Source organism: Halorubrum sp. SP9 (assembly GCF_005435015.1).
GTDB lineage: Archaea > Halobacteriota > Halobacteria > Halobacteriales > Haloferacaceae > Halorubrum > Halorubrum sodomense.
Genome location: NZ_SGXU01000009.1, coordinates 67,698 through 80,551 on the forward strand (window position 1 = coordinate 67,698; position 12,854 = coordinate 80,551).

Here is a 12,854-nt window from a genome sequence, read left to right on the forward strand (position 1 = left end):
GACGACCGTCTTTCTTCGGTTCGAACCCGCCCGAGCCCATTTCTGGGACGAACGAAGTGAGTCACAGAAATGTCTGCGAGGGCGGTCGAACCCTATCGGTCGCGCGCAGCGACGAAGGAGCGAGCACGTCCGATTTCGGTTCGAACCCGCCCGAGCCCACTGTCGGCGCCGCGAACAACTCGTGAGCGGCGCCGCTGTGAATGTTTGAGGCGGGTTCGAAGCAGGGAACGAAGCGAGCGAAGCGAGCGGAGTGAGTGAGGTTCGAACCCGCCCGAGCCCACTTCGCCGTCGCGAGCAACCCCGTGAGGCGGTCCGTTACAGGTCGTCCGCGTCGAACTTCAGCAGCCCGGCGAGCGGCGGCGCGAGCGTCCAGAACACTAACATCGCAGCGGCCGAGAGCTGCTGGTTCGCGGAGTTACCGCTGAACAGCTGCTCGCCGAGGAACGCGGTCGACAGCACCTCGACCGCGGTCGTCGGGTTCGAGACCCGGAGGAACACCCGGAGCTGCGCCGCCGACAGCGGAAGTGCGTCGACGACGGGACCGGCGGCCCCGACCAGCCGGCCGGTGATAGCGCCCCACAGCAGCACGAAGAGGACGTATATCGCGACGGCCCCGATGAGCGCCCGGCGCTGGGTCGCGGACGCGGCCGAACAGCCGACAGCGATGGCGACGAACGCGACGCCGAGCGCGGCCGCGAATACGGTGTAGCCGAGGAACGCGCCGGCGTTGAACACGACCGGGGCGACGATCAACACCAGCGCGGGCAGCAGGAACCCGGCGAACACCGCGAGCGCGAGCGCCGCGCCGCGGCCGGCGACCTTCCCCAGGACCACGTCGGCCCGCGAGTGCGGGAGCGATAAGAGCAGCTTCAGCGATCCGGACTCGCGCTCGCCGCTGACAGCGTCGTAGCCGACGACGACCCCGACGAGCGGGACGAGCGTCGTGACGAGGAAGGGGCCGATGAAGACGCTCAACAGCAGTTCGGTCGCGAATTGCTCGCTCCCGCCCGTGGGCCGTACGGCGAACGCGAACGCCGAGACGAGCAGCGAGAACAGCGCCACGAGGACGAGCATCCCGCGCGACCGGACCGTCTCCTGGAAGTCCTTCCGAGCGACGGCCGTGAGGCTCATCGGTCCACCCCCTCGGTCGCGTCCGAATCATCGTGCGGCGGACCGGCGTCGTCGGCCGCGTCCGGCTCGTCGTGCGCCGGATCGGGTTCCGTCGAGGCAGAATCGGAATCGGCGGCGTCGGCGTCGCGCTCCGCCGCGTCCCCCTCCGTGTACGCCAGGAAGAGGTCCTCGAGCGAGGCCTCGCGGGTGTGGAAGTCGTCGACCGCGACGCCGGCGTCCTCCAGGGCGGCGATGACGTCGGTCTTGGCGTCGCTCGCGCAGTTCACCACCAGTTCGTCGCCGTCGCGGGAGACGCCGGAGACGCCGGCGAGCGCGCGGACCGCCGCCACCGCGTCGTCGTCGGCACCCGCGGCCGCGACCTCTAAGGTCTCCTCGCCGCCGACGGCCTCGCGGAGGCCTTCAACGGAGTCCTCGGCGACGAGTTCGCCGTCGCGGAGGATGCCGACGCGGTCGCAGACGGCGTCGACCTGTTCGAGGATGTGCGAGGAGAAGAAGACGGTGGCGCCGCGGTCGGCCTCCGCGCGGACGATCTCGCGCATCTCCTTGGCGCCGGCCGGGTCGAGGCCGGAGGAGGGCTCGTCGAGGATCAGCAGGTCGGGGTCGCCGACGAGCGCCATCGCCAGCGCGAGTCGCTGGCGCATCCCCTTCGAGTACTCGCCGGCGGCGCGGTCCGCGGCGCCGGCGAGGCCGACGCGGTCGAGCAGGGCGTCCGGGTCGTCGTCGGCCGCTTTCGACTCGACGGCGAACTCGACGTGTTTCCGCCCGGAGAGCCGGTCGTACACCGAGAAGCCGTCAGGTAGCACGCCGGTCCGCCGTCGGATATCGACCCCGTCGGTCGCGACGTCGGCGCCGAGGACGCGGACCGCCCCGGCGGTCGGGCGGACGAGATCGAGGAGCACGTCGATCGTCGTCGACTTGCCCGCACCGTTCGGGCCGAGGAACCCGTACACCTCGCCGTCTTCGACGGTGAGATCGAGGTCGCGAACGGCCGTGACGTCGGCGAACTCCTTGGTCACGCCCCGCAGTTCGATAGCGGTCATACCACTCGGTTCCGGCGTCACCTGATAAAGGATTGCGGGTCGGAGCGAGCGTCGCCCGCGCGTCGCGGCGCTACTCGCCCCCCTCCGGCGGCCACGCCACGCCGCGCTCCGCGAGCAGGTCGGCGAGCCCGTCCTCGTCGACGACCGGCACGTCCTCGGCGGCCGCGTCGTCGCGCTTCGATCGCCCTGGGTCCTCGCCGGCGACGAGGTAGTCGGTGTTCCCGGAGACGCTCGACGTGGCGTTCGCGCCGTGCGCCTCGACGTGGGCCTGTGCGTCGCCGCGGGTCACCGACAGCGATCCGGTGAACACGAAGGTGAGGCCGTCGAGCGCGTCGGTCGGTCCGTCGGGCGCGTCGGTCTCGAACGGCTCGGGGTCGACGCCGCGCTCGCGGAGCCCCTCGATGGCGGCGCGATTCTCCTCGGTGTCGAGGAACGTCCGGATCGATTCCGCCACCTCGGGGCCCACGTCGTCGACCTCGCGGAGGGCCGCCTCGTCGGCGTCGAGGAGGGCGTCGAGCGTCCCGAAGTGCGCGGCGAGCGCCCGGGCGGTCGTCGCGCCCACGTCGGGGATCCCCAGCCCGGCGAGGAAGTCGTCGAGCGACGGGTTCCGGGTCGCGTCGAGCTCCGCGACCAGGTTCTCGGCGCTCGTCTCGCCCCACCCATCCAGCGCGGCGAGGTCGTCGACGGTCAGGTCGTACAGGTCCGGCAGCGACTCGACGAGGCCGGCCTCGCGGAGCTGTTCGACCCGCTCCGGCCCGAGCCCCTCGACGTCGAGCGCGTCGCGGCGCGCCCAGTGTTCGACCGCGCGCTCTAACTGCGCGGAACAGCCGAGCCCGCCGGTACAGAACGCGAGCGGGCCGTCGCGCTCGATCTCGGCGCCGCAGACGGGACAGGCGTCGGGGAACTGGTAGGCTCCCTCGCTGCGCTTCTCGACGACCTCCGGGACGTACGGGATCACGTCGCCCGCGCGGTAGATCCGGACGCGGTCACCGACGTTGACGCCGAGCGCCTCGATCTCGGCGGGGTTGTGGAGCGTCGCCCGCGAGACGGTGACGCCGCCGACGTCGACGGGATCGAGCTCCGCGACGGGCGTGAGCCGCCCGGTGCGGCCGACCTGGACCGTGACCCCCTCGACGGTCGTCGTCGCGGTCCGCGGGGGGAACTTGTGGGCGAACGCCCAGCGCGGGGCGCGCGACGTGGCGCCGAGCGCCTCGCGGTGCGCGAGGGCGTCGACCTTGATCACGACGCCGTCGACCGCGTAGTTCAGGTCGTCGCGGGCGGTCAGTATCTCGTCGCGGTACTCGATCGCGGCCTCGACGTCGTCGACGGTCTTCACCCGGTCGTTCCGGCGGAGTCCGAGCGACTCGAACGCGTCGAGCGCGTCGCGGTGGCGCGGGGGGCGCTCCGGGCCCCCGTCGCCGGCCTCCCACGCGAGCACGTCGAAAAAGAAGACGTCGAGGGGGCGCTCGGCGACGACCGACGGGTCCAGTTGGCGGAGCGTGCCGGCCGCGGCGTTGCGCGGGTTCGCGAACGGCTCCTCGCCCCGCTCGATCAGCTCGTCGTTGTACGCCTCGAAGGCGTCTCTGGGCATGTAGGCCTCCCCGCGAACGGCGAGGCGCTCGGGGTGGTCGTCGCCGCGCAGGCGGCCGGGCACCGAGCCGATCGTCCGGACCTGCTCGGTGACGTCGTCGCCCTCGCGGCCGTCGCCGCGGGTGGCCGCGCGGACGTACGCGCCGTCCTCGTATATCACCTCGATCGAGAGGCCGTCGAACTTCGGCTCGCAGACGTACGCGAGGTCGTCGGGGTCGAACCCGGGGAGGTCGCCGGACCGGGCCGCGTCGGCCAGCCCCTCGCGGACGCGCTCGTCGAACTCGCGGACCGCCGCGGCGTCGGTGTCGTTGTCGATCGAGCGCATCGGCGCGACGTGTTCGACCGTCTCCAGCGCGTCGAGCGGCTCGCCGCCGACCTGCCGCGTCGGGGAGTTCTCGGTCGGCAGGTCGAACGCGTCTTCGAGGTCCCGAAGCCGGGCGAACAGCCGGTCGTACGCCTCGTCGGAGATGAGGGGATCGGCCTCGACGTAGTACCGGTGGTCGTGCTCGCGGACGGCCGCCCGGAGCAGTTCGGCCTGCTCGGCGGCCTCGGTCTCTGCGAGGTCGTCGACCGGGTCGAAGTCGGTCGGCGGGTCCTCGACGTAGGGGTTCTCGTTCGGGTCCGCGTGCCGGGTCGACGACCCGGATTGCGCGCTCGTCATCGACCGACCCTTGCGTCGGCTCGGGTTAAAAGCGACCGTTCGACTCGCTTCGCGGTCGGGTGCGCAGATCGGCGGCGCCGAGACAATTTTTAAATGAACGCGCGGTGCGGTCGGCGCGTGCCTCCGAGTGGCCGCCGAAGGCGGCCGCGAGGAGCACGCGCGAGGGACGCCGCGAACGCCCGTAGGGCGTGAGCGGCGAGGCTGGGGAGGCGTGGGGCGCTGTGCGGTGCCGTGCGGGGCGGGACTCAAAGGGGCAGTCGCGAGGGCGTCGCAGGCGACGCAAGCACCGCAATGAGGGAGCGAACGGAGTGAGCGACCGAGTGAGGAGCACAGCGAGCGTGCGACGCCCTCGCGACTGGGGCTTTGGCGGTGTTCGCCGTCGATCTATTGTCGGTTATTTATAAACGAGCGACTGGAATTTTCGAAGCGTTCTCCGCAGAATCGCCGTTCTTTTATAAATCCCCGACTGCGACGCTGCTCGGCTATTTATAAGGCCCGCAGCCGAACCGGATTCCCTATTCTACGCGTTCACCGCGCGCGAACACCGCGTCCGGCTCCCGCCACGCCTCGACGTCTTCGTTCGGGTCGGCGTCGAGAAGGACCAGATCCGCCGCGTACCCCTCCTCGACGCGCCCCACGTCGTCGAGTCCGAGCAGGTCGGCGGCGTTGACGGTGGCGGCCTCCAGCGCCCGCTCCGGCGAGAGCCCGTACTCGACCATGTGCGCCATCTCCCCGGGGATCTCCTCGAAGAAGTTGAACGGGGTGCCCGCGTCGGTGCCCATCGCGATCGGGACGCCGGCCTCCAGCGCGTGGTCCCACGCGTCGTCGAAGCGGTCCGCGGCGTCCTCGGCCTTCGCGACGGCGTCCTCGGGGATGCCGGCCTCGACGCCGTTGTCGACGATGCCGCGGAGCGCGCTCGCGGTCGGCACCCAGTAGGTGCCGCGCTCGGCCATCATCTCGGCGGCCTCGCGGTCCATGAACGTCCCGTGTTCGACGCTGGAGATGCCGGCCTCGACGGCGTTCTTGATTCCCTCCTCGCCGTGGGCGTGAGCCGCGGTGGGCGTGTCGGTCGGGGCGGCCGCGTCGGTGAACGCGGCCAGCTCCTCGGGATTGAGCTCGGGGGCGCCCGTCACCGCGCCCTCGGTGAGGACGCCGCCGGTGGCCATACACTTGAGCACGTCCGCGCCCGCCTTCAGCTGCTCGCGCGCCGCCTTCCGCACCTCCGCGGGGCCGTCGGCCTCGCGGCCGAACCAGTTGCCGTGGCCGCCGGTCATGATCACGTTGCGGCCGCAGGCGAGCACTCGCGGGCCGTCGATGTCGCCGGCGGCGACCGCCTCGCCCGCGTCGAGCGCGAGCGTCCCCCGGCTCCCGAGGTCGCGGACGGTCGTGACGCCGGCCGAGACGGCCGATTCGAGGTTGCTCGCGGCCCGATAGCTCGCGGTGTAGTCGCTGTCGGATACCGCGGTCGAGACGTCCGGCCGTCCGTCCATCATCACGTGGACGTGCGCGTCGATCAGCCCGGGGGCGACGACCTGCCCGTCGGCGTCGACCTCGGTCGGCTCCCCATCGTCGCCGAGGGCCGCCAGCGCGTCGTCGACCGCCCCCGGCTCGCCGACCGCGACGACCTCGCCGTCCGCGACCGCCACGTCGGCCTCGCGGGTCCCCGCGGCGTCCGCCACGCGACCGCCTCGCAGTACATACATACGACTACGAGGGAGCGTCCGCGTGGTAAACGCTCGGGTCGCGGTAGTCGGGCGGCGGACGGCGGGGACCGCGACGTCCGCCACGACTGTATGAACTACCTCCGGATCGATCCCGCGGCGTTCGAGGTGTACCGCGACGCCGCCGCGGAGTGGCGCTGGCGGCTCCGCCACCGCAACGGCAACGTCCTCGCCGACTCCGGCGAGGGGTACGCCTCCCGGTCGAACGCCGTTGAGGCCGTGACCCGCGTGAAGGCGAACGCGCCCGGCGCGGAGACGGTCGAGCAGTAGTCCGCGCCGCCGAACTCCCGTCCGCGGCGCGCTTTTTCGGACTCAGGTCGCCGCTAAGAGCTTCAGCCGCAGGTCGCGCTCCTCGATCTCGTACTTGAACGCCGGGTTCCCGTCGACGAGGACGTACGGGACGCGCTCGCCGTACTCGTCGGCGAGCTCGGGGTCGGTGTCCACGTCGACCACGTCGAGGGCGACCCGCACGCCGTCGAGGTCGGCCGCGACCGACTCGATCGTCTCGCGGGCGACGACGCACAGCGAGCAGTCCTCGCGGGTGTAGAGGGTGAGAGGGACCGTCGCGGGGGCGTCTTCCCCGCCGTCGGCGGTGAGGTCGTCCTCGGCCGCGTCCGCGTCGTCGGCCGGGTCGTCCTCGGCCGCGTCCGCGTCGGCGGTCGAATCGTCCCCGGTCACGGCTCGGTCTCGGCGTCGTTCGGTTCCGCGTCGCCGGTCAGTTCCTCGGCGACCGTCGCGGCGTCCAGCAGCGCGGGGTCGACCGCGAGGTCCGCGACGGTCGCGACGAACTCCGGCAGCGATCGGGTCGCGTACGTCACGATCCGAACGTCGGAGTTCAGCTCCTTGGCGATCGGGATCCCGGTCGCCTCCTCCACGTCGGTGAGGACGAACAGGCCGGCGCCGCCGATCCCCGCGTCCTCGAGTTTCGCCGCCGTGACGAGCCCGTCGACGCGAGCGACCTCGACGCCCAGCGCCGCCAGTTCCTCGCCGAGGCCGCGCTCGTCCGGGCCGGCGACGACCGCGAGTAGCCGGTCCGCCATCACTCGTACTCGATCGTCGCGGGCGGTTTGTGGGTCACGTCGTAGACGACCCGCGCCACGTCCTCGTTCTCGCCGGTGATCCGGCTCTGGATCCGCTGGAGCGTGTTCCAGTCGAGCTCCTGCGCGCGGGCGGTCATCCCGTCGCGGCTCTCGACGGAGCGCACGGCGACCACCCAGCCGTGGACGCGGTTGTCTCCCTTGACGCCGGTCGCCTTGCCGAGGACCGCGGCGAACGCCTGCCACGGGTCGTACTCCTCGAGCTCCGCCTCGACGACGTGGGTCGCCTCGCGGGCGACGGCCGCCTTCTCCGGGGTCACCTCCCCGACGATCCGGACGGCGAGCCCGGGCCCGGGGAACGGCATGCGCTCGGAGATGATCTCCTCGAGGCCGAGCGCGCGGGCCACCTCGCGCACCTCGTCCTTGTAGAGGTCTCGCACGGGCTCGACGATCCCCTCGAAGTCGACGACCTCGGGGAGCCCGCCGACGTTGTGGTGCGACTTGATGTTCCCCTCCGACTCGATGCGGTCGGGGTAGATCGTCCCCTGAACGAGGTAGTCGGCGTCGACGTCGCGCGCGACGGTCTCGAACTCGTCGATGAACCCCTCGCCGATGACGTGGCGCTTCTCCTCCGGGTCCGTGACGCCTTCGAGGCGGTCGAAGAACCGGTCCTGGGCTTCGATCACCCGCAGCGACTCCATGAACTCGAACGTGTCGCGGATCTCCTCGGTCTCCCCCTTCCGCATCAGCCCCGTGTCGACGTAGACGGGGGTGAGCTGGTCGCCGACCGCCTCGTACGCGAGCGTCGCCGCGACCGAGGAGTCGACCCCGCCCGAGAGGGCGATCACGGCGTTCGCGTCGCCGATCGCCTCCCGGATCTCCGCTTTCGCCTCCGCGATGAACTCGTCCGTCTCGACCATCTATAGCCTCACGTCCGCGTTCCGCTCGGTTGTGTCCGTCGATCCCAGCGCCGCCTCGACGAGGGCGACGAACGGCGGGCTCGCGCGGTCCGGCCGCGACCGGAACTCGGGGTGCGCCTGCGTCCCGAAAAAGAACGGGTGGTCCGGGCGTTCGAGGATCTCCATCCGGTTGTCGGCGCGCCCGGAGAAGACGAGGCCGTCCGCCTCTAAGGCGTCGATGTACTCGGGGTTCACCTCGTAGCGGTGGCGGTGGCGCTCGGTGCAGGCGTCGGCGCCGTACACCTCGGCCGCGAGCGTGTCGGGTTCGATGGCGGTCTCGTGGGCGCCGAGCCGCATCGTCCCTCCCATGTCTTCCGTCTCGTACTGGTCGGGGAGCAGGTCGATGACGGGGTGGGACGTGTCGGGGTCGATCTCCGCGGAGTGGGCGCCGGTCAGCCCGAGGACGTTGCGCGCGTGCTCGACGACCGCCATCTGGAAGCCCAAGCAGAGCCCGAGGAACGGCACGTCGTTCTCCCGGGCGTAGCGGACCGCCTCGATCTTCCCGTCCGTCCCGCGGGAGCCGAAGCCGCCGGGGACGACGACGGCGTCGGCCTCCGCGAGCCGCTGCTCGTGTTCCGCCCGCGTCTCGTCGGCGTCGACCCACAGCACGTTCACCTCCGTGCCGGTCTGGATGCCGGCGTGTTTCAGCGCCTCGTGGATCGACATGTACGCGTCTTCGAGGGCGTACTTGCCGACGAGCGCCACGTCGATCTCCTCCTCGCGGTCGCGCGTGACCAGATCGCGCCACTCCGTCGAGCGCTCGCCCTCCGGGAGCGCCTCGTCGACGAGGTCGAGGCGCTCCATCACGTACTCGTCTAACCCCTCGTCTTCGACCATCAGCGGGACGTGGTAGATGTCCTCCACGTCGGGATTCGAGAAGACGGCCTCGGTGGGCACGTCGCAGAACAGGGCGATCTTCTCTCTCGTCTCCGGCTCCAACCGGTCCTCGGACCGTCCGACGAGGACGTCCGGTTGGAGCCCGATCGAACGCAGCTCCTTCACGGAGTGCTGGGTCGGCTTCGTCTTCTGCTCGCCGTTCTTCGAGTAGGGGACCAGGGTGACGTGCGTGAAGAGGATGTCCTCGTCGTCCTCCTCGTGGGCGAACTGGCGGAGGGCCTCGAGGAACGGCATCGACTCGATGTCGCCGACGGTCCCGCCGATCTCGACGAGACAGACGTCCGAGCCCTCGGCGGCCTCCCGGATCCGGCGCTTGATGTCGTCGGTGACGTGCGGGATGATCTGGACGGTCTTGCCGAGGTAGTCGCCGGCGCGCTCGCGCTCGATGACGTGCTGGTACGTCTTCCCCGTGGTGACGTTGTGGTCGAACGTCATGTCGGTGCCGAGGAAGCGCTCGTAGTTGCCCAAGTCGAGGTCGACCTCGCCGCCGTCCTTGAGGACGTACACCTCGCCGTGCTCGTACGGGTTCATCGTCCCGGCGTCGACGTTGAGGTACGGGTCCACCTTCACGGCGGTGACGTCGAAGCCCGCGTTGGCGAGGAGGCGCCCGGTGCTGGCGGCGGTGATGCCCTTGCCCAGCCCGGACATCACCCCGCCCGTGACGAACACGAACTTCCGACCCAGCGAGGGGTCGTACCCCGTGTCGGGATCTGCTGGCATATCGACCGTCCGGCAGGCCGGGGCAAAACCGTTTCGGACCCTCCGTTTCGGATGGACGTTCGTGTCGTTTCGCGACGACTGAGACGAATAGCCGTCGCTGGTCGCGTTCGAGTGAATTTTCGCGAGGGAAGAGCGCTCCGAGAGCGTCTTCCGCATGTACGCGCTGTGGGCGCGCTCATGCGAGGGGAGGGATTTGAACCCACGGACCTCTACAGGAGCGGAGCTTGAATCCGCCGCCGTTTCCGGGCTTGGCTACCCTCGCACGCGGACTGGCGTTGGCTCGGGCCCCCCTTTATTTCGTCGGTTCCGCGCCGACCAGCGTCGCGCGGAACCCGCCCGACGCGGACTCGTCGACGTCGAGCGTCCAGCCGTGCGCGGCCGCGACGCGCTCGACGATGGCGAGGCCGATCCCGGTGCCGCCCCGGGGCGAGACGCCGAAGTCGGTCAGTGCCGCGCGATCCCGCTCGTCGGCCGGCAGCCCCGGACCGTCGTCGGCCACGTACACCCCGCGGTCGTCGATCCCGACCCGGACCGTGACGTCGTCGTCGCCGTGCTCGAAGGCGTTGCCGATGAGGTTCCCGACGGCGCGTCGGAGCAGCGTCGGGTCGCCGGCCACCGGTCCGGGGTCGTCGACGACGAGGTCGGCGTCGGCCGGCTGGTCGCCGGGGTCGCCCGACTCCAGGCAGTCCGCCGCGAGCTCCGCGAGGTCGACCGCGGCGTCCGCGGTTTCCACCTCGTCCGGGTCGCGGGCCATCACCAGCGCCTCGTCGATCATCGACTCGATCCGGCCGAACGCGCCCTCGGCGGCGGCCAACCGCTCGGTGTCGCCGGTCTCGCGCGCGAGGTCGACGTAGCCGCGGGCGACCGACAGGGGGTTCCGGAGGTCGTGCGAGAGGAAGCCGGCGAGGCGTTCGAGCCGCTCGTTGAGCCGTTTCAGCTCGCGCTCGCGTTGGACCCGGTCGGTGACGTCGCGGATGACCCCGACCGCGCCGACGACGGATCCGTCCCGCTCGATTGGGGTCAGCCGCGTCTCGGTGGTGATCTCGCGGCCGTCCGCGAGCGTCGTCGTGAGCTGGACGCGCTCGTCGTCGGCCTCGCCGCCGAGGACGCGGTCGGCCGCCGCCCGGTAGCGGTCGCCCGTCTCGGCGCTCCAGTACCCCTTCTCGACGAGCCGCTCCGGGTGTTTCGCGTGGAGGACGGCCTGGTCGAACCCGGTCACCTCGCGGAGGCGGTCGTTGACGAACACGCGGTTCCGGTCGGCGTCGAGGACGTACGCGCCGTCGCCGAGGGCGTTCACGATCGACTCGGCGTGGTCGATCGGGCTCGACTCCGGCGAGGAGTTCATACGATCGGTACGGGCCGGACGGTCAAGTGTCTCTCGGGTGGCGGCAGGCGTAGCGGTCGAGGCGAGTACCCCTCTGCCCGCGCGGGTCGCCCGGTCGCGACTCCCCGCGACCGCCTTACCCCGCGATCATCGCGACGCCGACGACCGCGAGGACGGCCGCGGCGAGCCGGAGCCGGAAGTGTCGCTCGCCGAGCAGCACGCCGCCGAGGACGACCGCGACGATCGCCTGCGTGTTGATCACCGGGGAGGCGACGCTCGCGGGCAGCGCCGCGAACGCGACCGTCGTCAGGTGCTCGCCCAGCGCGACGAGCGCGCCGGCCGCGAGGAACTTCGGGGCGTCCCGGCGGGTCGCCTCGAAGGAGCTCCGGAGCGCCGCGGGGAGCAGCACGACCGCGACGCCGACGAGCAGCAGGGGCACCCACAGCGTGCCGGGGATCGCGAGCTCCTGGAGCGCCACCCGCTTGCCCACGTCGGCGACCGCGTAGCAGGCCGCGCTCGCGAGCGCCAGCTGCGCCGGCCGCGAGCGGGCGGCCCGCGCGAACGGCGCGAAGAAGCCGCCCGGCTCGTAGTTCGCGACGTACACCGCGAGCGTGGTGACGACGACGCCCGCGACTTGGACCGGCGCCAACACCTGTCCGAGCAGTCCGACCTCCAGCGGGAGGACGAACATCGGGACGACCTTGTTGATCGGCGCGACGTACGACACGGCACCCTCGTCGATGGCGCGCAGGAAGAGGACGAACGCCGCGGCCGTCCCGAGGGTCGTGACGGCGACGACGGCGAACCGCCGGGGGTCGAGGAGCCCGGCCAGGCCGGCCGCGGCGTCGCCGAAGCCGACGGTGAGGCCGGTCGCGGCGAGGAACCAGCCGAGCGCCGCGGCGTTGATCGCCACCGTCAGCGCGGCGGGGGAGTACCCGGAGAAGGCGCGCTTCAGGACGAAGAGGTACACGCCCCAGACGACGGCGGCGCCGAGCGCGGCGAGGAGTCCGGCGTCCATTCGTTCGCCCCGAGCGCGACCGGGGGAAAGAAGGGTTCGATCCGTCTCCGGACCCGGTCGGCCGGTCGCCGGCGCGAGGCGAGCGGGCGGCCCCCGCCGCGAAACGGTTAGGTCGCTCCCGCGCGAACGCCGCGCACATGGACGACCACACCCGCGACCCGGGCGTCGCCCCGCCGCTCGGGGACCCGACCGGGTGGCACGCTGGCGGCGACGCCCCGGACTCGTCCGCGGTGGGCGATGAGGACGGGTCGGCGGGCGGCCCGTCCGACGCGCAGGTGGTCGGCGGGTACTGGGAGCACGCGACGCTGCGGCGCGCGACCGAGCACGGAGTCCGGCTGTTCAACGACGGCGCCTACCACGAGAGCCACGACTGCTTCGAAAGCGAGTGGTACAACTACGGCAGCGGGACGGTCGAGAGCGCCTTCCTCCACGGGATGGTCCAGGTCGCCGCCGGGGCGTACAAGCGCGCCGACTTCGAGAACGACGACGGGATGCGGTCGCTGTTCGAGACGGCCCTCCGGTACCTCGACGGCGTCCCGGGCGACTTCTACGGCGTCGACGTCGAAGACGTCCGGGAGACGCTCCGGGCCGCGCTCGACGACCCGAGCGCGGTCGACGGGTGGCGGATCACGCTCGACGACGCGCGGCCGCCCGCCTACCCGGCCGACTACGAGTACGCGGAGCGGGTGGACGAGGGGGGCTGAGGGGGTCGCCGCCGACCGAACGCCACTTATCCGCCGCGGGCCTGTGAGTCGT

11 protein-coding genes, 1 tRNA gene and 1 pseudogene are annotated in these 12,854 nt (G+C 71.7%); 2 read left to right on the plus strand and 11 right to left on the minus strand.

What is annotated here, in order from left to right; genetic code table 11:
- Positions 1-315 precede the first annotated feature (315 nt).
- From EXE45_RS07340 to EXE45_RS07355, 4 genes are all read right to left on the minus strand, one after another.
- On the minus strand, positions 316-1,131 hold the full coding sequence (locus EXE45_RS07340; protein WP_137693945.1) for an ABC transporter permease: 816 nt from the start codon (positions 1,129-1,131) through the stop codon (positions 316-318).
- Complete coding sequence (locus EXE45_RS07345) at positions 1,128-2,171, minus strand: ABC transporter ATP-binding protein (RefSeq protein ID WP_092919661.1); 1,044 nt, start codon at positions 2,169-2,171, stop codon at positions 1,128-1,130. Before EXE45_RS07345 ends, EXE45_RS07340 begins: the two co-directional genes overlap by 4 nt.
- Positions 2,172-2,241: 70 nt before the next feature.
- Positions 2,242-4,422, minus strand: coding sequence for an NAD-dependent DNA ligase LigA (gene ligA, locus EXE45_RS07350; protein WP_137693946.1), 2,181 nt, complete (start codon positions 4,420-4,422; stop codon positions 2,242-2,244).
- A gap of 515 nt (positions 4,423-4,937) precedes the next feature.
- Positions 4,938-6,125: an amidohydrolase family protein gene (locus EXE45_RS07355; protein WP_199233600.1), complete on the minus strand. Its 1,188-nt coding sequence runs from the start codon at positions 6,123-6,125 to the stop codon at positions 4,938-4,940.
- Positions 6,126-6,233: 108 nt separating this feature from the next.
- On the opposite strand from EXE45_RS07355, the pseudogene EXE45_RS07360 reads away from it, so the two are divergent.
- A pseudogene (locus EXE45_RS07360) lies at positions 6,234-6,413 on the plus strand (YegP family protein); the annotation flags it as partial.
- Positions 6,414-6,455: 42 nt separating this feature from the next.
- On the opposite strand, the gene EXE45_RS21680 reads toward EXE45_RS07360, so the two are convergent.
- The 7 genes from EXE45_RS21680 to EXE45_RS07395 form a co-directional block, all read right to left on the minus strand.
- Positions 6,456-6,821 (minus strand): glutaredoxin family protein, encoded by a 366-nt coding sequence (locus tag EXE45_RS21680; RefSeq protein WP_092919657.1) that lies wholly within the window; start codon positions 6,819-6,821, stop codon positions 6,456-6,458.
- Positions 6,818-7,183 (minus strand): CTP synthetase, encoded by a 366-nt coding sequence (locus tag EXE45_RS07370; protein WP_092919655.1) that lies wholly within the window; start codon positions 7,181-7,183, stop codon positions 6,818-6,820. Before EXE45_RS07370 ends, EXE45_RS21680 begins: the two co-directional genes overlap by 4 nt.
- The gene (guaA, locus tag EXE45_RS07375; protein WP_137693947.1) at positions 7,183-8,100 is read right to left on the minus strand and encodes a glutamine-hydrolyzing GMP synthase; all 918 of its coding nucleotides are present in this window, start codon (positions 8,098-8,100) and stop codon (positions 7,183-7,185) included. Before guaA ends, EXE45_RS07370 begins: the two co-directional genes overlap by 1 nt.
- Positions 8,101-9,756 carry a CTP synthase gene (locus EXE45_RS07380; protein ID WP_137693948.1) on the minus strand — a complete coding sequence of 552 codons (1,656 nt, stop codon included), beginning with the start codon at positions 9,754-9,756 and terminating at the stop codon, positions 8,101-8,103.
- Between the two features lie 178 nt (positions 9,757-9,934).
- Positions 9,935-10,018: transfer RNA gene (locus EXE45_RS07385), tRNA-Leu, on the minus strand.
- Between the two features lie 30 nt (positions 10,019-10,048).
- Positions 10,049-11,101 carry a HAMP domain-containing sensor histidine kinase gene (locus tag EXE45_RS07390; protein ID WP_137693949.1) on the minus strand — a complete coding sequence of 351 codons (1,053 nt, stop codon included), beginning with the start codon at positions 11,099-11,101 and terminating at the stop codon, positions 10,049-10,051.
- A 115-nt stretch (positions 11,102-11,216) separates the two neighbouring features.
- On the minus strand, positions 11,217-12,098 hold the full coding sequence (locus tag EXE45_RS07395) for an EamA family transporter (RefSeq protein WP_092919647.1): 882 nt from the start codon (positions 12,096-12,098) through the stop codon (positions 11,217-11,219).
- Positions 12,099-12,235: 137 nt separating this feature from the next.
- Between EXE45_RS07395 and EXE45_RS07400 the strand changes: the two genes are divergently transcribed.
- Positions 12,236-12,802, plus strand: coding sequence for a DUF309 domain-containing protein (locus EXE45_RS07400; protein ID WP_137693950.1), 567 nt, complete (start codon positions 12,236-12,238; stop codon positions 12,800-12,802).
- Positions 12,803-12,854 lie beyond the last annotated feature (52 nt).

Bases quoted from the DNA above. Each gene is read 5' to 3' on its own strand.
- guaA (WP_137693947.1), bottom strand. From the start codon at position 8,100: ATGGTCGAGACGGACGAGTTCATCGCGGAGGCGAAAGCGGAGATCCGG.
- ligA (WP_137693946.1), bottom strand. From the start codon at position 4,422: ATGACGAGCGCGCAATCCGGGTCGTCGACCCGGCACGCGGACCCGAAC.
- EXE45_RS07400 (WP_137693950.1), top strand. From the start codon at position 12,236: ATGGACGACCACACCCGCGACCCGGGCGTCGCCCCGCCGCTCGGGGAC.
- EXE45_RS07380 (WP_137693948.1), bottom strand. From the start codon at position 9,756: ATGCCAGCAGATCCCGACACGGGGTACGACCCCTCGCTGGGTCGGAAG.
- EXE45_RS07370 (WP_092919655.1), bottom strand. From the start codon at position 7,183: ATGGCGGACCGGCTACTCGCGGTCGTCGCCGGCCCGGACGAGCGCGGC.
- EXE45_RS07345 (WP_092919661.1), bottom strand. From the start codon at position 2,171: ATGACCGCTATCGAACTGCGGGGCGTGACCAAGGAGTTCGCCGACGTC.
- EXE45_RS07340 (WP_137693945.1), bottom strand. From the start codon at position 1,131: ATGAGCCTCACGGCCGTCGCTCGGAAGGACTTCCAGGAGACGGTCCGG.
- EXE45_RS07355 (WP_199233600.1), bottom strand. From the start codon at position 6,125: ATGTATGTACTGCGAGGCGGTCGCGTGGCGGACGCCGCGGGGACCCGC.
- EXE45_RS07390 (WP_137693949.1), bottom strand. From the start codon at position 11,101: ATGAACTCCTCGCCGGAGTCGAGCCCGATCGACCACGCCGAGTCGATC.
- EXE45_RS07395 (WP_092919647.1), bottom strand. From the start codon at position 12,098: ATGGACGCCGGACTCCTCGCCGCGCTCGGCGCCGCCGTCGTCTGGGGC.